This window comes from Streptomyces caatingaensis (assembly GCF_001187435.1).
Lineage (GTDB): Bacteria > Actinomycetota > Actinomycetes > Streptomycetales > Streptomycetaceae > Streptomyces > Streptomyces caatingaensis.
Genome location: NZ_LFXA01000009.1, coordinates 370,302 through 389,677 on the forward strand (window position 1 = coordinate 370,302; position 19,376 = coordinate 389,677).

The 19,376-nt window shown below is 74.9% G+C and carries 18 protein-coding genes; 11 read left to right on the forward strand and 7 right to left on the reverse strand.

What is annotated here, in order from left to right:
• Positions 1–66: 66 nt before the first annotated feature.
• The 6 genes from AC230_RS14960 to AC230_RS14990 all read left to right on the forward strand — a co-directional run bounded on the left by AC230_RS14960 (position 67) and on the right by AC230_RS14990 (position 8,816).
• Complete coding sequence (locus AC230_RS14960) at positions 67–879, forward strand: enoyl-CoA hydratase/isomerase family protein (RefSeq protein ID WP_049716666.1); 813 nt, start codon at positions 67–69, stop codon at positions 877–879.
• A 152-nt stretch (positions 880–1,031) separates the two neighbouring features.
• The gene (locus AC230_RS14965; protein ID WP_049717022.1) at positions 1,032–2,126 is read left to right on the forward strand and encodes a GGDEF domain-containing protein; all 1,095 of its coding nucleotides are present in this window, start codon (positions 1,032–1,034) and stop codon (positions 2,124–2,126) included.
• Between the two features lie 103 nt (positions 2,127–2,229).
• On the forward strand, positions 2,230–3,777 hold the full coding sequence (gene hutH, locus AC230_RS14970) for a histidine ammonia-lyase (RefSeq protein ID WP_422125597.1): 1,548 nt from the start codon (positions 2,230–2,232) through the stop codon (positions 3,775–3,777).
• 1,002 nt (positions 3,778–4,779) lie between these two features.
• Entirely contained in the window at positions 4,780–6,066 is a 1,287-nt protein-coding gene (locus tag AC230_RS14980; RefSeq protein WP_078871258.1) for a L,D-transpeptidase, read from the forward strand.
• A 163-nt stretch (positions 6,067–6,229) separates the two neighbouring features.
• Positions 6,230–7,477 (forward strand): DUF2786 domain-containing protein, encoded by a 1,248-nt coding sequence (locus tag AC230_RS14985; RefSeq protein WP_078871259.1) that lies wholly within the window; start codon positions 6,230–6,232, stop codon positions 7,475–7,477.
• A 106-nt stretch (positions 7,478–7,583) separates the two neighbouring features.
• The gene (locus tag AC230_RS14990) at positions 7,584–8,816 is read left to right on the forward strand and encodes a glycosyltransferase (protein ID WP_049717025.1); all 1,233 of its coding nucleotides are present in this window, start codon (positions 7,584–7,586) and stop codon (positions 8,814–8,816) included.
• Positions 8,817–9,125: 309 nt separating this feature from the next.
• On the opposite strand, the gene AC230_RS14995 is transcribed toward AC230_RS14990, so the two are convergent.
• Positions 9,126–10,358 carry a CynX/NimT family MFS transporter gene (locus AC230_RS14995; protein WP_157868578.1) on the reverse strand — a complete coding sequence of 411 codons (1,233 nt, stop codon included), beginning with the start codon at positions 10,356–10,358 and terminating at the stop codon, positions 9,126–9,128.
• Between the two features lie 171 nt (positions 10,359–10,529).
• Here AC230_RS14995 and AC230_RS15000 point away from each other — a divergent pair, with 171 nt between their 5' ends.
• Entirely contained in the window at positions 10,530–10,760 is a 231-nt protein-coding gene (locus AC230_RS15000) for a DUF2180 family protein (protein WP_049716669.1), read from the forward strand.
• A 17-nt stretch (positions 10,761–10,777) separates the two neighbouring features.
• On the opposite strand, the gene AC230_RS15005 is transcribed toward AC230_RS15000, so the two are convergent.
• From AC230_RS15005 to AC230_RS15015, 3 genes are all read right to left on the reverse strand, one after another.
• Entirely contained in the window at positions 10,778–11,218 is a 441-nt protein-coding gene (locus tag AC230_RS15005; RefSeq protein WP_049716670.1) for a hypothetical protein, read from the reverse strand.
• A gap of 140 nt (positions 11,219–11,358) precedes the next feature.
• Entirely contained in the window at positions 11,359–12,027 is a 669-nt protein-coding gene (msrA, locus tag AC230_RS15010; RefSeq protein ID WP_049716671.1) for a peptide-methionine (S)-S-oxide reductase MsrA, read from the reverse strand.
• A gap of 69 nt (positions 12,028–12,096) precedes the next feature.
• Positions 12,097–13,182: a membrane protein gene (locus tag AC230_RS15015; protein ID WP_049716672.1), complete on the reverse strand. Its 1,086-nt coding sequence runs from the start codon at positions 13,180–13,182 to the stop codon at positions 12,097–12,099.
• A gap of 215 nt (positions 13,183–13,397) precedes the next feature.
• On the opposite strand from AC230_RS15015, the gene AC230_RS15020 reads away from it, so the two are divergent.
• Complete coding sequence (locus AC230_RS15020) at positions 13,398–14,543, forward strand: cystathionine gamma-synthase (RefSeq protein ID WP_049716673.1); 1,146 nt, start codon at positions 13,398–13,400, stop codon at positions 14,541–14,543.
• Positions 14,544–14,564: 21 nt separating this feature from the next.
• On the opposite strand, the gene AC230_RS15025 is transcribed toward AC230_RS15020, so the two are convergent.
• The 3 genes from AC230_RS15025 to AC230_RS15035 all read right to left on the reverse strand — a co-directional run bounded on the left by AC230_RS15025 (position 14,565) and on the right by AC230_RS15035 (position 15,873).
• Complete coding sequence (locus AC230_RS15025) at positions 14,565–14,816, reverse strand: hypothetical protein (RefSeq protein WP_049717027.1); 252 nt, start codon at positions 14,814–14,816, stop codon at positions 14,565–14,567.
• Positions 14,813–15,259, reverse strand: coding sequence for a sigma factor-like helix-turn-helix DNA-binding protein (locus AC230_RS15030; protein ID WP_049716674.1), 447 nt, complete (start codon positions 15,257–15,259; stop codon positions 14,813–14,815). Before AC230_RS15030 ends, AC230_RS15025 begins: the two co-directional genes overlap by 4 nt.
• Positions 15,260–15,372: 113 nt before the next feature.
• Positions 15,373–15,873: a MarR family winged helix-turn-helix transcriptional regulator gene (locus AC230_RS15035; protein ID WP_198535527.1), complete on the reverse strand. Its 501-nt coding sequence runs from the start codon at positions 15,871–15,873 to the stop codon at positions 15,373–15,375.
• 280 nt (positions 15,874–16,153) lie between these two features.
• On the opposite strand from AC230_RS15035, the gene ilvA reads away from it, so the two are divergent.
• From ilvA to AC230_RS15050, 3 genes are all read left to right on the forward strand, one after another.
• Positions 16,154–17,350: a threonine ammonia-lyase gene (gene ilvA / locus AC230_RS15040; protein ID WP_049716675.1), complete on the forward strand. Its 1,197-nt coding sequence runs from the start codon at positions 16,154–16,156 to the stop codon at positions 17,348–17,350.
• A gap of 125 nt (positions 17,351–17,475) precedes the next feature.
• Entirely contained in the window at positions 17,476–18,447 is a 972-nt protein-coding gene (locus AC230_RS15045) for an ATP-binding cassette domain-containing protein (protein ID WP_049716676.1), read from the forward strand.
• On the forward strand, positions 18,444–19,304 hold the full coding sequence (locus AC230_RS15050) for an ABC transporter permease (RefSeq protein ID WP_049716677.1): 861 nt from the start codon (positions 18,444–18,446) through the stop codon (positions 19,302–19,304). The genes AC230_RS15045 and AC230_RS15050 overlap by 4 nt, the downstream gene beginning before the upstream one ends.
• Positions 19,305–19,376: the final 72 nt, after the last annotated feature.

Sequence of the window (19,376 nt, forward strand, 5' to 3'; positions counted from 1 at the left end):
CTAAGCACCGTCTCCCCGTGCATGATCGGTTCGTCCGGAGCGCAGCGTCGGGAGGATGGGGCGATCGTGAGCGAGCAGCAGCAGGAGCAGCGGTACGGCGAGTGGGTCGCGGTCCGTACGCATGAGGGCGGGCACGTCGCCGAGCTGGTCCTCGACCGGCCGAAGGCCATGAACGCCGTCTCCACGGAGATGGGCCGCCGCATCGCGGAGGCGACCGCCGCCCTCGCCGCGGACACGACCGTGCGGGCCGTCGTCCTGACCTCCGCCCACGAGCGCGCCTTCTGCGTCGGCGCGGACCTGAAGGAGCGCAACTCCTTCACCGACGCCGACCTCGCGCGCCAGCGCCCGCACGCCCGCGCCTGCTACACGGGCGTCCTGGAACTGCCCGTCCCGGCGATCGCCGCCGTGCACGGCTTCGCGCTCGGCGGCGGGTACGAACTCGCCCTCTCCTGCGACCTGATCGTCGCGGACGACACCGCCGTCGTCGGCCTGCCCGAGGTGTCCGTCGGCGTGATCCCCGGCGGTGGCGGCACACAGTTGCTGCCGCGCCGCGTCGGGGCCGCCCGCGCCGCCGAGCTGATCTTCTGCGCGCGGCGCGTGGAGGCCGCGGAGGCACGGGAGTTGGGGCTGGTCGACCGGGTCGTCCCGGCCGGGCGGGACAGGGCGGAGGCGCTCGCCCTGGCCGCCCGGATCGCGGCGCACTCGCCCGTCGGCCTGCGCGCGGCGAAGCGCGCCCTGCGGCTGGGCCACGGCCTCGACCTGCGGGCCGGGCTGGAGGTCGAGGACGCGGCCTGGCGCTCGGTCGCGTTCTCCGCCGACCGCGCCGAGGGCGTCGCGGCGTTCAACGAGAAGCGCGCCCCCGACTGGCCCGGCCTCTGACGGCGCCTCCGGCTCGGCCAGCGGAAAGCGCGCGGCGTTCCTACGCTGGAGGTGCGAGGGCCGCCGCGCACGGCGGGGAATGTGAGGCTCGGGTGGTGGACGACGGGGAGCACGACGACCGCCTCTCCGCGGTGGTGGCGCTGGCCCAGGCGATGGCGGCCGAGCCGGATCTGCTCGGCGGCGTGAGCGCCGCCGCGGAGGGGGCGCTGCGCGCCCTGCGCGGCAGCTTCGCCGCGGTCTCGGTCTGGGAGCGCGAGCGCGGCCGGCTGCGTGTCCTGGTGAACGCGGGGGAGCTGGACGAGGACGAGGAGCGGCTGCCGGCCGACGAGTCGTACCCCGTGCACAACTTCCCCGAGATCGCCGAGTTCCTGCACGAGGAGTGGGTGGGCGGCCGGCCCCACGCCTGGGTCGAGCGGGCCGACGGGCCCGACGAGTGCGCGGCGTACGCGGCCCACCGCATCGCCGCCCTCCGGCGCCACCGCCGCGGCAGCTGCGTCATCGCGCCGATCGTCCTGCACGGGCGGGCGTGGGGCGAGCTGTACGTGGCGCGGCCGGCGGGCGCTCCCGTCTTCGACCGCAAGGACGCGGACTTCGCGACCGTCCTGGCCGCCGTCACGGCCGCGGGCATCGTCCAGACCGAGCGGCTGGAGGAGGTCCGCAGGCTCGCCTACACCGACCCGCTGACCGGGCTCGGCAACCGCCGCGCCGTCGACGCCCGGCTGGACGAGGCCATGGAGCGGCACCTCGCGGAGGGCGTGGTCGTCAGCCTCGTCGTGTGCGACCTCAACGGGCTCAAGCGCGTCAACGACACCCTCGGGCACGCGCAGGGCGACCGGCTGCTGGAGCGCTTCGGCTCGCTGCTGTCGCTGTGCGGCGCCCGGCTGCCGGGGGCGCTGGCGGCGCGCCTGGGCGGGGACGAGTTCTGCCTGCTGACGGTGGGCCCGCCGGCGGACGAGGTGGTGCGCGCGGCCGAGGAACTCTGCCTGGCCGCCGGGCGGTTGGAGCTCGGCGAGGGCGTGGCGTGCGGCGTCGCGTCCACCGGCGATCCGATCGGCGAGGTGCGGACGGCCCGCCGGCTGTTCCGGCTCGCGGACGCGGCGCAGTACCGGGCGAAGGCGGCGGGGGCGCGCAAGCCGGTCGTCGCGGGGCGCGACGGGGGGCTCGCGGACCCGGTCGTCCGCCTCGCGGACCGCCCGCCGCGCCCGCCGGCGGCGGAACGGCGCCGCTTCCGCGGGCGGCGGGCGTAGGGCGGGGCGGGCGGGGCATCTCTCCCGCCACCACGGCGTTGTACGGGACGGACTCACCTAGTGACAGGTGGCGATTCAGACCCTAGGGTGCCTGAATATGGATATGCAGATGCAGGGCGAAGTGGTGGTGGGCACGTCCGGAACGACCGCGGACGACGTAATCGCCGTGGCACGCCACGGCGCCCGCGTCCTCGTGTCCGACGAGGCCCTCGCCGCCGTGGCCGCCTCCCGTCAGGTCATCGAGGACCTGGCCGCCAAGCCGGACCCCGTCTACGGCGTCTCCACCGGCTTCGGCGCCCTCGCCGTCCGCCACATCAGCCCCGACCTGCGCGCCCGGCTCCAGCGCAACATCGTCCGCTCGCACGCGGCCGGCATGGGCCCCCGCGTGGAGCGCGAGGTCGTCCGCGCCCTGATGTTCCTGCGCCTGAAGACCCTCGCCTCGGGGCACACCGGCGTCCGCCCCGTCGTCGTCGAGACGATGGCCGCCCTGCTCAACGCCGGGATCACACCCGTCGTCCACGAGTACGGCTCCCTCGGCTGCTCCGGCGACCTCGCCCCGCTCTCGCACTGCGCGCTCACGCTCATGGGCGAGGGCGAGGCGGAGGGCCCGGACGGCACCGTCCGCCCCGCCGCCGAACTGCTCGCCGCCCACCGCGTCGAGCCCGTCGAACTCCGCGAGAAGGAGGGGCTGGCGCTGCTCAACGGCACCGACGGCATGCTCGGCATGCTCGTCATGGCCTGCGCCGACCTCGCCCGGCTGATCACCTCCGCCGACATCACCGCCGCGCTCTCCCTGGAGGCGCTGCTCGGCTCGGAGAAGGTCCTCGCCCCTGAGCTGCACGCCATCCGCCCGCACCCCGGCCAGGGGACGAGCGCCGCCAACATGCTGCGCGTCCTGGCCGGTTCGGGCCTCACCGGCCACCACCAGGACGAGGCGCCGCGCGTCCAGGACGCGTACTCGATCCGCTGCGCCCCGCAGGTCGCGGGCGCCGGGCGCGACACCCTCGCGCACGCCCGCCTGGTCGCGGACCGCGAGCTGGCCGCCGCCGTGGACAACCCCGTCGTCCTGCCCGACGGCCGCGTCGAGTCCAACGGCAACTTCCACGGCGCGCCCGTCGCGTACGTCCTCGACTTCCTCGCCATCGCCGCCGCGGACCTCGCCTCCATCGCCGAGCGCCGCACCGACCGGCTGCTCGACCGGCACCGCTCGCACGGGCTGCCGCCGTTCCTCGCCGGCGACCCGGGCGTCGACTCCGGCCTGATGATCGCCCAGTACACGCAGGCCGCCCTGGTCAGCGAGATGAAGCGGCTGGCCGTGCCCGCCTCCGTGGACTCGATCCCGTCCTCCGCCATGCAGGAGGACCACGTCTCCATGGGCTGGTCGGCCGCGCGCAAGCTGCGCACGGCGCTGGACGCGCTGACCCGCGTCATCGCCGTCGAACTGGTCGCCGCCACCCGGGCCGTCGAACTGCGCACCGGCCTCACGCCGTCCCCGGCCACCGCCGCCGTCCTGCGCGCGGTGCGCGCGGCGGGCGTCGAGGGCCCCGGCGAGGACCGCTTCCTCGCCCCCGACCTCGCCCTCGCCGAGGCGTTCGTCCGCTCCGGCGGGCTCGTCGAGGCGGCGGAGGGGGAGACGGGTCCGCTGGGCTGAGCGCGGGGGGTGGGGCGGGCGTCCCTTCCCGTGGTGGGCCGCCGCGCGGGCGTCCCTCCCTGCGGTGGGCCGCCGCGCGGGCCGAGTGACCGCACGGGCCGAGTGACCGCACGGGGGCGCGGCCGCTCCGGGCCGCGGAGCGGGGCGGGTCGCCCCGGTGGCCAGTGGCCGTACGCTCAGCCGCCGTTCGTCGCGGTGCGTGAGCGGCGCGCGGCGACCGTGACGAGCGCCCCGCCCGCCGCGACGAAGGCGACGCCGCCGAGGACGTACGGGGTGGTGTCCACGCCGCCCGTGTCCGCGAGGCGCGCGGAGGACGGGGGCCGCGCCTCCGAGGCGGCGTGCGTCTCCGAGGCGGCGTGCGCCCGCGCGGGAGCGTGCGCTTCGGGGGCAGCCAGTGCCCTGGGGGGAGTGGGCGCCTTGGGGGGAGCGGGAGCCGAGGACACCGGAGACGCCGAGGACGCCGCGTGCCGTTCCGGCGTCGCGTTCGCGGGGCGGGTACGAACCAGCCCGCGCACAGGAGGGTTCCGGCGGCGACGGCGGTCAGCAGCGGGCGCAGCGGGCGGCGTGCGGTCACGGCGCATCCCCTCGGCGGTGCTCGGGAGCGGAGGAACGGGGCGGGGCAAGGGTGTTGGGCACGGTTCATGGGGCGGCGTCGCGGGACCGCGCGCGTCCGACGGACCGTCAAGGAACCCCGGTCGAACAGATGGTAGTGACCCGCACGGGTGATGGGGAAGCCGCGGGCCGCACGGAACCCGTAAGGGGCCCGGAGGCCCGGAGCGGACCCCGGCTTGGGCGGGGGCGGCTCTAGGGTCTTTACTGGAGGGTCTTCACCGGCGTGGTCTTCCCCACACTTTTCCCAACCGTGGAACGGGCGATTCGGGTCAGGCGTTCCCTATGCAGTGACCGGGACGGCCGGGCACCCGCGGGAGCCCGGCGGTGGGGGAGACCGAGGGGCGGAGGCGCCCCCGCGGCCCGGTTCCGTGGATGTCGGGGTCCAGAGCGATGGAGATGCGTGTGATGAAGGACGGCAAGCGCCGCAAGGGCCTGGCGGCCGCGGCCGCCGTGCTCGGTGGTGTGCTCACCCTCGCCGCCTGCGGTGGCGGCGACGGCGACGACGGCAAGGGCGGCGGCAAGGACAAGTCGCAGAGCAAGGTCGACGCCGCGGCCGCCCAGGAAGCCTCCAAGGCGCAGATCAAGATCGCGACCAAGACCGGCACGGCCAACGCCGGCGTCACGGCGGACGAGGCCAAGGTCACGGTCAGTGACGGTGAGCTCGTCAGCGTGAAGATGACGTCGCTGGACGAGAAGACGGGCAAGCAGAGCCCGGTCGAGGGCGAGCTGGCCGCGGACAAGAAGTCCTGGCTGCCGAAGAAGAACCTCGAGCGCTCGACCAAGTACCAGATCGTCGCCGAGGCGAAGGACGCCGACGGCCGCAAGGCCGTGGCGAACTCGTCCTTCTCCACCGTCTCGCCGAACAACAGCTTCATCGGCTCCTTCACGCCCGAGGACGGCTCGACCGTCGGCGTCGGCATGCCGGTGTCGATCAACTTCGACAAGCCGATCAAGGACCGGAAGGCCGTCCAGTCGCACCTGGAGGTCACCTCCAGCAGCGGCCAGAAGGTCGTCGGCCACTGGTTCAACGACCAGCGGCTCGACTTCCGCCCCCAGGAGTACTGGAAGGCGAACTCCCAGGTCACCCTGAAGATGAGCCTCGACAAGGTCGAGGCCGCCCCGGGCATCAAGGGCATCCAGAACAAGACGGTGACCTTCAAGATCGGCCACTCGCAGGTCTCCACGGTCGACGCGAAGACCCACCAGATGACGGTCGTCCGGGACGGCAAGGTCCTCAAGACCATCCCGATCTCGGCGGGCAGCCCCTCCAACCCGACGTACAACGGCCAGATGGTGATCTCCGAGAAGTTCAAGGAGACCCGGATGGACGGCTCGACCGTCGGCTTCACCAAGGGCGACGGCAAGGGCGAGTACGACATCCCGGACGTCCCGCACGCCATGCGCCTGTCCACCTCCGGCACGTTCATCCACGGCAGCTACTGGGGCGGCGGCGTCTTCGGCAACGAGAACACCAGCCACGGCTGCGTCGGCCTGAAGGACGTGCAGGGCGCCAACGACCCGAACACGCCGGGTGCCTGGTTCTTCTCGAACTCCCAGATCGGCGACGTCGTCGTCGTCAAGAACTCGGACGACAAGACGATCGCCCCCGACAACGGCCTCAACGGCTGGAACATGAGCTGGTCGGAGTGGGTCAAGGGCAGCGCCACCGGCGCCTGATCCCCGTCCCCACCCCTCCGCCGGGCGGCGGCCGCTGATCCCCGCGGCCGCCGCCCGGCTGTTTCGCGGCCGGCGTCTTCCCGTCCGTTCCCGTCCGTTCCCGGTCGTCGCGTTCCCGGCCGGCATCGTTCCGGCCACATTCCTGCTCGAAGGAGGCCCTCGCATGGGCAAGCGCCGTGAGGCACCGCGTGAGGCACCGGAGGAGACCGCGCTCCGCGAGGCCGTCGAGGCGGCCGTGCGGCGGCTGCGCGCGCTCCCCGCGGCGGAGGTCGAGGACGCCGCCGTGGCCGCGGCCTCCCCCCTGGCGGCCTCGCCCGCCGGGCCGGAGGCGCTCGGCCGGGCGCTCCTGCGCACCGCCGAGGCCGAGGTGCGCGCCGCCTGGGAGCGCGGGTGGCAGCCCGCGGACGCCGTGCGGCTCGCCCGGCGGGACGCCCCGCCCGCCGCCGCGCGCTTCGTCCTCGACGCCGTCGCGGCGGAGGCCCGCCGCTATCCGTCCGGTGCCCTCACCGGCCGCTGGGGGCGGCAGCTCGACGACCTGGACGCGGTGGTGTGGTGGGACGGCGACGGCGCGTTCCTCGACGGCTTCGCGCGGCGCGGGCGGACCGCCCGCTACGAGGCCGTCGCGGCGGCCCTGACCGCGCTGCGGCTGCTGGCCGGGCTGCCGCGGATCGAGCCCGCCGGGCCCGTGCCCTCCCGCACCGGCCGGCCCGCCGCCCCGCCCCTCTCCGCCATGCCCCTCTCCGTCCCGCCGAAGGCGCTCGGCCGGATCCGGGCGCTGCTCGCCAAGGCCGAGTCCACGGACTTCCCCGAGGAGGCCGAGGCGTTCTCCGCCAAGGCGCAGGAGCTGATGGCCCGGCACTCCCTCGACGCGGCCGCGCTCCCGGCCGGGCCCGGCGCGGCCTCCGACGCCCCCGGGGTGTGCCGCCTCGGCGTCGAGGGCCCCTACGAGCCCGCGAAGGCGCTGCTGCTCGACGCGGTCGCCGCGGCCAACCACTGCCGTGCCGTGTGGTCCTCCGAGCTCGGCTTCTCCACGGTCGTCGGCTTCGACGCGGACCTGGAGCTCGTCGAGCTCATGTACACCTCCCTCCTGGTGCAGGCCGACACCGCCATGCGCCGGGCCGCCGACGCCCACCACCGGGGCGGCCGTTCGCGGCGCACCCGCGACTTCCGCGAGTCCTTCCTCATCGCCTACGCGTCCCGTATCGGCGACCGCCTCTCCGCCACGGCCCGCGACGTCACCGCCCGCGAGGCGCCCCCCGAGGTGCTCCCGGCCCTGGCCGCCCGCGACCTCGCCGTCGGCGAGACCGCCGAACGCCTCTTCCCCGCCACCACCTCCCACCGGCTCCGGGGCCGCGACGCGGAGGGCTGGGCCCGGGGGCGGGAGGCGGCGGACGCGGCGCGGTTGCGGTAGGGCCCAGGGCAGTCGTCGCGGCCGCCCGAAAGGGTGACGGCGTTTCCCGGCGACGGGCGCCCGGTGCCGTCGCCCACGGCATACTGCGCCCATGCGAGTGGCCCTCATGACCGCCGGTTCCCGTGGTGACGTGGCTCCCTTCACGGGGCTGGGACATGCCCTGGAGCGGGCCGGGCACCGGGTGACGCTGGTGACGCACGCCCGGTTCGCACCCTTCGCCGAGGCCGCGGGGCTCGGGTTCCACGCGCTGCCCGTGGACCCGCGGGCGGAGCTCGCCAGTGAGCGGGGGCTCGCGCTGCAGCACAGCTCCACCGGCGCCGGACAGCTCGCCAGAGTCGTCTCCCTCGCCAGAGCCGCCGTCGGGGCGATGGTGGACGACCTGGTGGCGGCCGCTCGGGAGGCCGATCTCCTGTTGCTCTCCAGCTCGTTGGGGGCGCTCGGGCACACCATCGCCGAGGGGCTGGGGCTGCCCAGCAGGGGGGTCTATCTCCAACCCCTCGCCGCCACGGCCGAGTTCGCCCCGCCCGTCATCGGCAGCGGCTCCTGGGGCGCGCCCTGCAACCGGATCGCCGGGCGGGCCGTGAACGCCGCCGTGGACGCCATCTTCGCCGACACCGTCCGCGCCCTGCGGTCCCGCCTGGGTCTGCCGCCCCGTGGCGGCCGTGCCGCCCGCCGCGCCCGGGAGCGCGGCGACTGGCCGATCCACCACGGCTTCAGCGGGCTCGTCGTCCCCCGGCCCCGCGACTGGCGCCCGGGGCTGACCGTGGACGGCTACTGGTGGCCGTACGACCCGCCGGGCACCGAACTTCCTCCGGACGTGCGGGACTTCCTCGCCGCCGGGCCGCCGCCCGTCTTCGTCGGGCTGGGCAGCGCCACCGTCCCGTACGCGGCGCGGGTGAGCGCCACCGTCGTACGGGCCCTGCGCGCCGCCGGGCTGCGCGGGATCGTCCAGCGCGGCTGGAGCGGGCTGGAGGCCCGCGGCGACGACCTGCTCACCGTCGGCGAACTCCCGCACGCCGCGCTCTTCCCGCACGTCGCCGCCGTGGTGCACCACGCCGGGGCGGGCACCACGGCCGCCGCCCTGCGCGCGGGCGTGCCCGCCGTGCCGCTGCCCCTGCAGTTCGACGCCGGCTTCTGGTCCGCCCGCGTCACCGCGCTCGGCGTCTCGCCCGGGCCCGTACCCCTGCGCCGCCTCACCGCCGACGCGCTGATCGCCGCCCTCGTGCGCGTCACCACCGACCCGTCCTACCGCGAACGCGCCCGCGCCCTGGGTGCCCGCATCCGCGCCGAGGACGGAACGGCCCCCGTCGTCGCGGCAATCGACCGGCTGTGCCCGTAGCCGTGCGCCGAGCCGGCGCAGCCATGCCCTGAACGTGCTCACGATGCCCCCCCGTGTGCGTCTCTCCGACGTTGAGGACATCGTGCCGCACGCCACTGACAACGCCCCCGTGGCGGGGAGTCCGGCCGCCTGCTCCCCGATCTCACCGTCCCATTCCTGGAGTTCAGCGGGCCCGCTCCCCGAATTCAGCGGGCTCCTCTCCCGAGTTCAGCAGGTCGGGGTCGGCTCCCCGAGAGCTCGGCGGGCCCGCTCCTCCGAGTTCAGCAGGCCGGCTCCCCGAGAGTCCAGCGTGCCGGCCCCCCCGAGAGCTCAGCGGGCCCGCTCCTCCGCCCGGCCCCGTCCCGCCAGCGCCCCCGTGATCCCCATCGGTACCGCCAGCACCACGAGCGCGACCAGTCCCGCCGTCCAGCCGCCGGTCAGGTCGCGGGCCGCGCCGAAGGCCACGGGGCCGGCGGCGGCCAGCAGGTAGCCCACGCACTGGGACATCGCGGACAGGAGTCCGGCCTCGTGCGCCGTGCGGGCGCGCAGGGACATGTAGGCGATGCCCAGGGAGAGCACGGCGCCGAGCCCGAGGCCCAGCAGCACGGACCACACCACGGCCGGAGCCCCGCCCGGGGCCGCTAGCATGCCCGCGAAGGCGGCCACGCACAGCGCCGTGCCCCCCACCGCCAACCAGCCCTGGCGGAGGGAGCGTTGGGCCCACACCGGCACCGACAGCGAGGTGATCACGGCGGATCCCATGCACACCGCCAGCAGCCCCCCGGCGCCGCCCTCCGACCAGCCGTGGTCGACGGCGAACGACGGCAGCCAGGTGGTCGCCGTGTAGTAGAGGAGGGACTGGAACGCGTAGAACAGGGCGACCGCCCAGGCCAGTCCGCTGCGCCACACCGAACCGTCCGCCCGCGCCGCGGCCGCCGGCCGCTCCCCCCGGCGGCGCAGCCGCGGCGCCCACACGGCGAGGGCGGCCAGCGCCGGAACGCTCCACAGGGCGAGGCCTCCGGCCCACGACAGCGACAGCGCGTCCCGCAGTGGGACGGTCGTGGCCGCCGCGACCGCGCCGCCGCCGACGAGCATGGTGGTGTGCAGGCCGGACATCAGCCCGACCCGCCGCGCGAAGTCCCGCTTGATCAGCGCGGTGACGACCACGTTGGCGACCGCCACCGCCGTACCGGCCAGGAACGACCCGGCGAACAGCGGGAACGGCGCCGGGACGAGGCGCACCGCAGTGCCGCACAGCAGTACCGCCAGCACCGCGACCAGCGTCCGCTCCATGCCCCAGCGGCGGGCCAGCCGCGGCGCGAGCGGGGCGAAGACGCCGAAGCAGACCAGCGGCAGCGTGGAGAGCGCGCCGGCGCCGCCGTTGGAGAGGCCGGTCGCGTGCCGGATGTCGTCCAGCAGCGGGGAGACCGCGACGATGGCGGGTCGCATGTTGACGCCGACGAGCAGGACGGCGAGGGCGTAGGGGAGCAGGCGGCGGCGGTCGGCGGCGGGAGCCGGGGCCGGGGCCGTCGTGCGGGATTCCAGGTCCGGTGAGGGGGTCACGAGCATCCTTCCGTCCGACGCTTGGCTTAGACTCTGTCTAAGTTGCAACGTCATCCAAATTTGCTACGCTCGTGGCCCCCGAGAAAAGCCGGACTTGCAAGCTTTGTCATGTTTGCGGCGCGACAGCGGGAGGCCGGACACCGACGCCGGACACCAAAGGAGAACCATCGGATGAACTGCTACGACTGCCATGCCGCCGCCGGCGCCGCCGTTCCCGCGGTCGCCGTCTGTCACGGCTGCAGCTCCGGCCTCTGTCCGGCCCATCTCCTGATCACCCGGCCGGAGATCCACCGCCCCAACGGCGTGGGCGTCGTCCACGCCCCCGCCCGCGCCCGGCGCGTGTGGTGCGCCACCTGCCACGCCGCCCAGGCGGCCGGCGCACCCGCCGTGTCGACGGCCTGACCGGCCGTCGCCGCCCGTCAGTTCAGGCCGCACTCCTCGGTCAGCCTGATCGTGGTGCGCCCGCTCCGCGAGCCTTCGATCGCGCAGGCGTAGCGCTCGCAGTCCCGGCCCTCCAGCATGGCGCCCGCCGCGCACGTACCCATCGGCCCGCCGGTCGCCGTGAGCCCCACGGGGGCGTCCGCCATCTGGTAGCGCAGCGTCGCCGCCCCCGACTGCCACGGGTAGTGCACCGACGTGACCCGGAAGGTGTCCGCCCCCCACGGTCGCAGGACATGCCCCTTGTCCGGCGCCTCGTCGAAGGACCCCGCCACCGCCCCGGACGTCAGCACCAGCGCGTGCGCGGTCTCATTGCGAACGGTGACCTCGAAGTGGTCGCACTGCGGCACCGGGCACCCGGTCACTATGGCCGCGTCCCTGAGCTCGGTCAGAAGCGTCTCGTCGTGAAGTGTCTCGTCCATACCGGCCAGGGTGGCGGCGGGGGCGTGCGCACGGCGTCGGCCGATCGACGGTCCGGCCGGGGGAGCGGCGGCTCCTCCGGGCGTGGGACGGTCCTTGGATCCGACCGTGGGGCGGTCCTTGAACTCGGTTTGCCGCCCGGTCAGTTGCCGCCCGCCGGAGCGACGCCCACCGGGCAGGAGACCCCCGTCCCGCCGATGCCGCAGTAACCGGCCGGGTTCTTCTCCAGGTACTGCTGGTGGTATTCCTCGGCGTGATGGAACGGCCCCGCCGGGCGGATCTCGGTCGTGATGTCGCCGTAGCCCGAGGCGCGGAGGACGGACTGGTAGGCGTCGCGGGAGGACTCGGCGGCGGACTGCTGCTCGGGGGAGTGGGTGTAGACGGCCGAACGGTACTGCGTGCCGCGGTCGTTGCCCTGGCGGAAACCCTGGGTGGGGTCGTGGGACTCCCAGAAGACCTTGAGCAGGGACGCGTAGGGGACGACGGCGGGGTCGAAGACGACGCGGACGGCCTCGGTGTGGCCGGTGAGGCCGCTGCAGACCTCTTCGTAGGTGGGGTTCGGGGTGTGGCCGCCCTGGTAGCCGACCAGGGTCGTCCAGACGCCGGGGGTCTGCCAGAAGCGGCGCTCGGCGCCCCAGAAGCAGCCCAGGCCGAAGTCGGCGACGGCCAGGCCCTCGGGGTAGGGGCCGGCGAGCGGGTTGCCCAGGACCGCGTGGCGTCCGGCGAGGGGGAAGGCGGGCTCCGGCCGGCCCTTCAGGGCCTCCTCCGCGGTGGGCAGGCGGTGGTCGTGGCGGAGGTGGGGGAAGAGCATCACGACTCCAGATCCGGGAGGCGGGCGGTTCACCGGGACAACGCGCGGCCGCCGGGCGGAATTCCCGCCTCAGCGGGGGCTGTGCTCCCAGCCCGCCACCGCCCGCGCCCGGTACGCCGCGTAGACCGCGACCGGGTCCTCCTCGTACGTCCACGGGATCGCGCCGATGTGGCCGTCCACCGCGCGGAACTGCTCCAGGGCGGGGCCGTACTGCCCGGCGTTGACCAGGAACCAGGCCAGCAGGTGGCGGACGTGCGGGAGGACGGGGTGGCCGGCCGGGGCGTGGGCCACGGCGTACAGGGCGGCCTCGACGGCCTGCCGGACGACCACGCTGTCGAAGAGGCTCCGGACGAGGACGACGTCGGGCAGGTGGTCGTGCACGGCGAAGAGGGGGAGCGCGGGCAGGAGACTGCCCGCGGGGGCGCCGCCGGCCGCGCGCCGGGCGAAGGCGTCCGCCTGCTCCTGCGAGCCGTGCCACGCGGCGCTCCAGTAGCGCAGGGCCGCCAGATGCGCCCCCATGTGCTGCGGTGCGCGGGAGACCACGGTCTCCCACACGGACTGGAACTCCGCCTCGCTCACGCCGAGGCCGCGGGCGACGCCCAGCTCGACGATGTACGGGACGGGGTCGCCGGGGGCCAGCAGCGCCGCCTCCCGGCAGACCGTCCGGGCCTCCTCCAGGATCATGCGGTAGTCCTGCGAGGAGGGGTCGCGCAGCGCCTGCTGGACGAGGAACTCGGCCTGGACGGCCGCCCCGCCCGCGTCCTTCGGCGCCACCACGCGCCAGTGGCGCAGCCACATGCCGCCGGTGCCGGGCGTCTCGGCGAGCTCCCGGGCGGCCGCCCCGGCCAGCGTCTGCACGCGCTGCCAGCGCAGCTCGGCGGCGGTGTCGGCGGGGGTGCGGGCCAGCAGCTCGGCGGCCGGCTTCCAGTCCTGGGTGCGGCGGGCCTCCTCGACGGCGGCGAGCAGCTCGGGGTCGGGGCCGGGCAGGCGCACGTCCAGGCGCTCGGCGGGGACGAAGCCGTGGCCGTGCGCCGGGTCCACGGCCGCGCCCGCGCCCCCGAGCGCGTCCTGCTGCGCGCGCCGGCGGCGCATCGCGGGCACGACGAGGACGCCGCAGACGATGACGAGGGCGAGCAGGATCGCCAGAAACTCCATGTGCTGTCCCGGATCGGAAGAGGGGGGATGAGGTGAGGGGCTGGGGTGAGGTGACGGATTGCCGACGATGTGAGGACGAGGCAGCCCGCCCGATCGTTCCTGGCGGGCCCTTGCCGCAGGTCAGCGCGGTCTCTCCGGAGCGCCGGACGATCGTTCATGCGCCGGTTACAACTGGAGACCACCATTCCGGTAACGCGGGTACTACTCTCGGGCCAATGAGCGACCAGCATGCCTTCGAAACCCTCGCCATCCACGCCGGGCAGGAGCCCGACCCGCTGACCGGGGCCGTCGTGCCGCCCATCTACCAAGTGTCCACCTACAAGCAGGACGGCGTCGGCGGGCTGCGCGGCGGCTACGAGTACAGCCGCAGCGCCAACCCCACCCGCACCGCCCTGGAGGAGAACCTGGCGGCCCTCGAGGGCGGCGCCCGCGGTCTCGCCTTCGCCTCCGGCCTGGCGGCCGAGGACTGCCTGCTGCGCACGCTGCTCGCCCCCGGCGACCACGTGGTGATCCCGAACGACGCCTACGGCGGAACGTTCCGGCTCTTCGCCAAGGTCGTCAGCCGCTGGGGCGTCGAGTGGTCGGTCGCCGACTCCTCCGACCCGGCCGCCGTCCGCGCCGAGCTGCGGCCGAACACCAAGGCCGTCTGGGTGGAGACCCCCTCCAACCCGCTGCTCGGCATCACGGACATCGCCGCCGTCGCCCAGGTCGCGCACGAGGCCGGGGCGAAGCTGGTCGTGGACAACACCTTCGCCAGCCCCTACCTCCAGCAGCCGCTGTCGCTCGGCGCCGACGTCGTCGTCCACTCGACCACGAAGTACATGGGCGGTCACTCCGACGTCGTCGGCGGCGCGCTCGTCACCTCCGACGCCGCCCTCGCCGACGAACTGGCCTTCCACCAGAACGCGATGGGCGCCGTCGCCGGCCCCTTCGACTCCTGGCTGACGCTGCGCGGCATCAAGACCCTCGCCGTCCGCATGGACCGGCACAGCGCCAACGCCGCGCGCATCGCGGAGCTGCTGGTCTCGCACCCCAGGGTGACCGAGGTCTTCTACCCGGGCCTGCCGGAGCACCGCCTCCACGAGGTCGCCGCCAAGCAGATGAAGGCGTTCGGCGGGATGATCTCCTTCCGCGTCGAGGGCGGCGAGGAGGCGGCGGTCGAGGTCTGCAACCGCGCCCGGCTGTTCACCCTGGGCGAGTCGCTGGGCGGCGTGGAGTCGCTCATCGAGCACCCGGGCCGGATGACGCACGCCTCGACGGCCGGTTCCCAGCTGGAGGTTCCGGCGGACCTCGTGCGGCTCTCGGTGGGCATCGAGTCGGTCGACGACCTGCTCGCGGACATCAAGCAGGCGCTCGGATAAGCCACTTCGGCCCGGCGCGGCTCACCAGTCGTCCCACGGTGGTGCGGTGCCGGGCGGACGCGCCGTCCACGGCTCGGTGAGCGCCGCCCAGACGCAGAACGCGACGGCCGCCGCGACCAGCAGCGCCCACCCCAGCGCGCACACCGCGCGCCGGGCGTGCAGCAGGCGGCGGCCGCGCCCGGCCGCCCGGGCGGCCACCCCGGGCGGCACCGCCGGACGGCAGCTCGCCAGCAGCCGGCGGACGGCCTCGTGGTCGCGCTCGTAGGAGTTCACGGCGCGGCCGGACCGGCCGGGGCGGGGGCGCACAGGGCGGCGACCGCGCGGGCGCAGACCACCCGCACACGCTCCGGCGACAGCCCCAGACCGGCCGCCGCCTGCTCCTCCGCGACCCCCTCGGACAGCCGCAGGACGACGACGAGGCGCTCGCGCGGGGACAGCCGGCGGAGGAGGCCCCCGCCGGGGCGGCGGTGCCGCCAGGAGGAGCGCGCGAAGCGGGCGACCAGCTCCTGGCGGGCCACGTCGTACGGATCGTCGCCGCCCAGCCGGTCCCACGCGGCGTAGGTGCCGGCGAGGGCCGGGACGAGCAGCCGCTCGGCGGCGGCCGCGTCGCAGGTCAGCAATGTGGCGGTGCGCAGCAGCCGGCCGCCCGCGCCGGCGACGAAGGCGTCGAACTCCCGGTCGCGGCGCGCCGTCCGGGCCGCCCGCCCCTCACGCATCCGGTGAACCCCCGTGTGCCTCGGCGACAGGGCGGACGCCCCGCGCCGGTGCGCTGTGAGGTCCGGCGGCCGGCGGGGGACACCTCCATGACAAGCGCGGCCGCCGGGCGGGGTCAAGAGGCGGGCGGCACCTGCGGCAGCGCGCTGTGCACCTCGGAGAGCGCGGAGTTGAAACGGGTGAGCAGGGTGCAGAACACGGCGCGCTCCTCCTCCGTCCACCCCTCGGTGCACAGCTCCATCAACTGCCGCCGGGAGGCGCGGACCTCGTCGAGGCGGGCCTTGCCGCGCGGGGAGAGCTGGAGGACGACGGCACGGCCGTCCTCGGGGTGGGAGGTGCGCTTGACCAGCCCGGTCTCGACGAGCGGGGCGACCTGGCGGGTGACCGTCGAGGAGTCGATGCCCATGCCCGCGGCGAGCGCCTTGACGCCCATCGGGCCTTCCTGGTCGAGGCGGTTGAGCAGCAGGTAGGCGGCGCGGTCCATGGACTGGTGGAGCCGCCCGACGCCGCCGAGGCGGGTCTGTTCTGCGCGGCGGGCGAAGACGGCAACCTGGTGCTGGAGAGTGTCGAGGACACCTGGTGCGAGGTCGGTCGTCATGTCCGGAGGGGTGGGCATGGCTGGGGACTCACTTCGTGCGGCGGGCTGGAATTGCTCGTGAATGGGGGACAGAGTACGCGGCCCGGCGGGCGTGCGTACCGCCCGCTCGGCAAACCGGCCGATCCGGGCGGGCAGGGGGGTCCGCGAGGGGCCCCGGCCTGCGAGACTGGGCGGCATGGCTGCACGAGTTGGTGACGGGGACGGCACGACGGCGTCCCCCGCGTCCGCATCCCGCCCGCAGGACGGCCGGAGGCCCGGCCCGGCCCCCGGACCCGCGCCCGGCGGAGGTGTCCCGTCCGTGACGCTCGACGCGGTGCGCGACGCGCAGAAGGTGCTCTCGGGGGTCTCGCGGACCACCGCCCTGGAGGGCAGCCGCCACCTGTCCGCGCTGATCGGCGCCCCCGTCCACCTCAAGTGCGAGAACCTGCAGCGCACCGGGTCGTTCAAGGTCCGCGGCGCCTATGTCCGCATCGCGGGGCTGTCCGCGCGGGAGCGCGCGGCGGGCGTCGTCGCCGCGAGCGCCGGCAACCACGCGCAGGGCGTCGCGCTCGCCGCCTCCCTGCTGGGCGTGCGCTCGACGGTCTTCATGCCCGAGGGTGCGCCGCTGCCGAAGGTGGCGGCCACCCGCGAGTACGGAGCCGAAGTGCGGTTGCACGGACAGGTGGTGGACGAGTCGCTGCGCGCCGCGCAGGAGTACGCCCGGCGCACGGGCGCGGTCTTCATCCACCCCTTCGACCACCCCGACGTCATCGCCGGGCAGGGCACCGTGGGGCTGGAGATCCTGGAGCAGTGCCCCGAGGTGCGCACCGTCGTGGTGGGCATCGGCGGCGGCGGTCTGGCGGCCGGGATCGCGGTGGCGGTCAAGGCGCTGCGGCCGGACGTACGGATCGTGGGGGTGCAGGCGGCGGGCGCCGCCGCGTACCCGCCGTCGCTGGAGCGCGGCCGTCCGGTGACGCTGGAGGCGCCGGCGACGATGGCGGACGGGATCAAGGTCGGACGGCCGGGCGACGTGCCGTTCGGCATCGTCGAGCGCCTGGTGGACGAGGTCCGCACCGTCTCGGAGGACCAGATCGCGGCCGGGCTGCTGCTGTGCCTGGAGCGGGCGAAGCTGGTGGTGGAGCCGGCCGGGGCGACCCCGGTGGCGGCGCTGCTGGCGGCCCCCTCGACGTTCGAGGGGCCGGTCGTCGCGGTGCTGTCCGGGGGGAACGTGGACCCGCTGCTGATGCAGGGCGTCCTGCGGCACGGCATGGCGGCCGCGGGCCGCTACCTGTCGCTGCGGCTGCGGCTGACCGACCGCCCGGGGGCGCTGGCCGCGCTGCTGGAGGTGCTGTCGGCGGCGGACGCCAACGTCCTGGACGTCAGCCACGTACGCACCGATCCCCGGCTCGGGCTCACGGAGGCGGAGGTCGAGCTGCACCTGGAGACGAAGGGGCAGGAGCACTGCTCGGCCGTGCGCGCGGCGCTGCGCGAGGCGGGGTATCTCGTGATGCCCTGAGGGCAGTTGACCGGTGGCCGCGTCGGCACAACCGGAGGGGCATGCCCGACATGTCCGCTCACAGAGCGGGATGTGGTCGGTGACCGTAAAATTCTGTATTACGTCACCGAACGGGGAGAAGCTCCATGCCGGGCGCGATATACGCCGAGGGCCTGGTCAAGGTCTTCGGCGAGGTGAGGGCTCTGGACGGCGTCGACCTCGACGTCCCGGAGGGGACCGTCCTGGGACTGCTCGGCCCCAACGGCGCGGGGAAGACGACCACCGTGCGGGTGCTGACCACGCTCGTCCGGCCCGAGCGCGGCTCCGCCTCCGTGGCCGGCATCGACGTCCTCGAACACCCCGACGCCGTACGGCACAGTATCGGGGTGTCGGGCCAGTTCGCCGCCGTGGACGAGTACTTGACCGGGCGCGAGAACCTGCGCATGGTCGGCCGGCTCTACCAACTCGACGGCAGGCAGGCCAAGAAGCGGGCCGGGGAGCTGCTGGACCGCTTCCACCTCGCCGACGCCGCCGACCGGCCCGCCAAGACCTACTCGGGCGGCATGCGCCGCCGCCTCGACCTCGCGGCCGCGCTGGTCGTCAGCCCGCCCGTGATGTTCATGGACGAGCCGACCACCGGCCTCGACCCGCGCAACCGCCAGCAGTTGTGGGAGGTCATCGAGGAACTGGTCGCCGGCGGGACGACGTTGCTCCTCACCACCCAGTATCTGGAGGAGGCCGACCGGCTCGCCCACGACATCGCCGTCGTCGACCACGGCCGGGTCATCGCCCGGGGCACCTCCGACCAGCTCAAGGCGCGGACCGGCGGGGAGCGCGTCGAGGTCGTCGTGCACCGGCGCGAGCACATCGCCACCGCCGGGGAGGTGCTGCGGCGGTTCGGCGACGGCGCCACCGCCGTCGAGGAGCACACCCGGCGGATCACCGTGCCCGTCTCGGGCGGCGCCCGCCTCCTCGCCGAGATCATCCGCGAACTGGACGCCCACGGCGTCGAGATGGACGACATCGCGCTGCGCCGCCCCACTTTGGACGACGTCTTCATCGCGCTCACCGGCCACGCCGCCGAGGCGGAGGAGGAGCGGGAAGGGACCGTGCCATGACCGTCGCCGAAAGGACCGCGCGCCGTACGCCGGTGCCCCGCCGGGGCGGCGCGGTCGGGCAGTCCGTCCGGGACTCCCTGGTCATCGCGTGGAGGAATCTGATCCGCATGGTCCGGATTCCGGAAGTGGTCGTGTTCGCCCTGATACAGCCGATCATGTTCGTGGTGCTGTTCAGCTATGTCTTCGGCGGCTCGATCGCCGTCGGCGGCAGCACGAAGCCGTCGCTCTACCGCGAGTTCCTCATGGCTGGGATCTTCGCGCAGACGGTCACCTTCGCCACGGCCGGGGCGGGCGCGGGCATCGCCGACGACATGCACAAGGGGCTGGTGGACCGCTTCCGTTCGCTGCCCATGGCACGCGGCGCGGTGCTCACCGGACGGACCCTCGCCGACCTGGTGCAGACCGCGCTGACGCTGGTGGTGCTCGCGGTGGTCGCCGTCATCGTGGGGTGGCGGATCCACGACGGTGTGCTCAGGGCGCTGGCGGGCTTCGCGCTGCTGCTCCTGCTCGGGTACGCGTTCTCGTGGATCGGCGCGCTGATCGGGCTGTCGGTGCGGACGCCCGAGGCGGCCACCTCCGGCGGGCTGATCTGGCTCTTTCCGCTGACGTTCATCTCGAACGCCTTCGTGCCGTCCGGCAACATGCCGACGGTGCTGCGGGTGATCGCCGAATGGAATCCGTTCAGCGCCACGGTGCAGGCCGCGCGCGAGCTCTTCGGCAATCTGCCGCCGGGCTACCCGGTGCCCGGGGCCTGGCCGATGCGGCACCCGGTGTGGGCGTCGCTGCTCTGGTCGGTGCTGATCATCGCGGTCTTCCGGTGGCTGTCCGTGCGCAAGTACCGCTCGGCGACGGGGTGACGCGCCCGGGCGCCGGCCCCGCGGCACGCGGACGGCCCCGGACCGGCGGGCGGTCCGGGGCCGTGGGCGGCG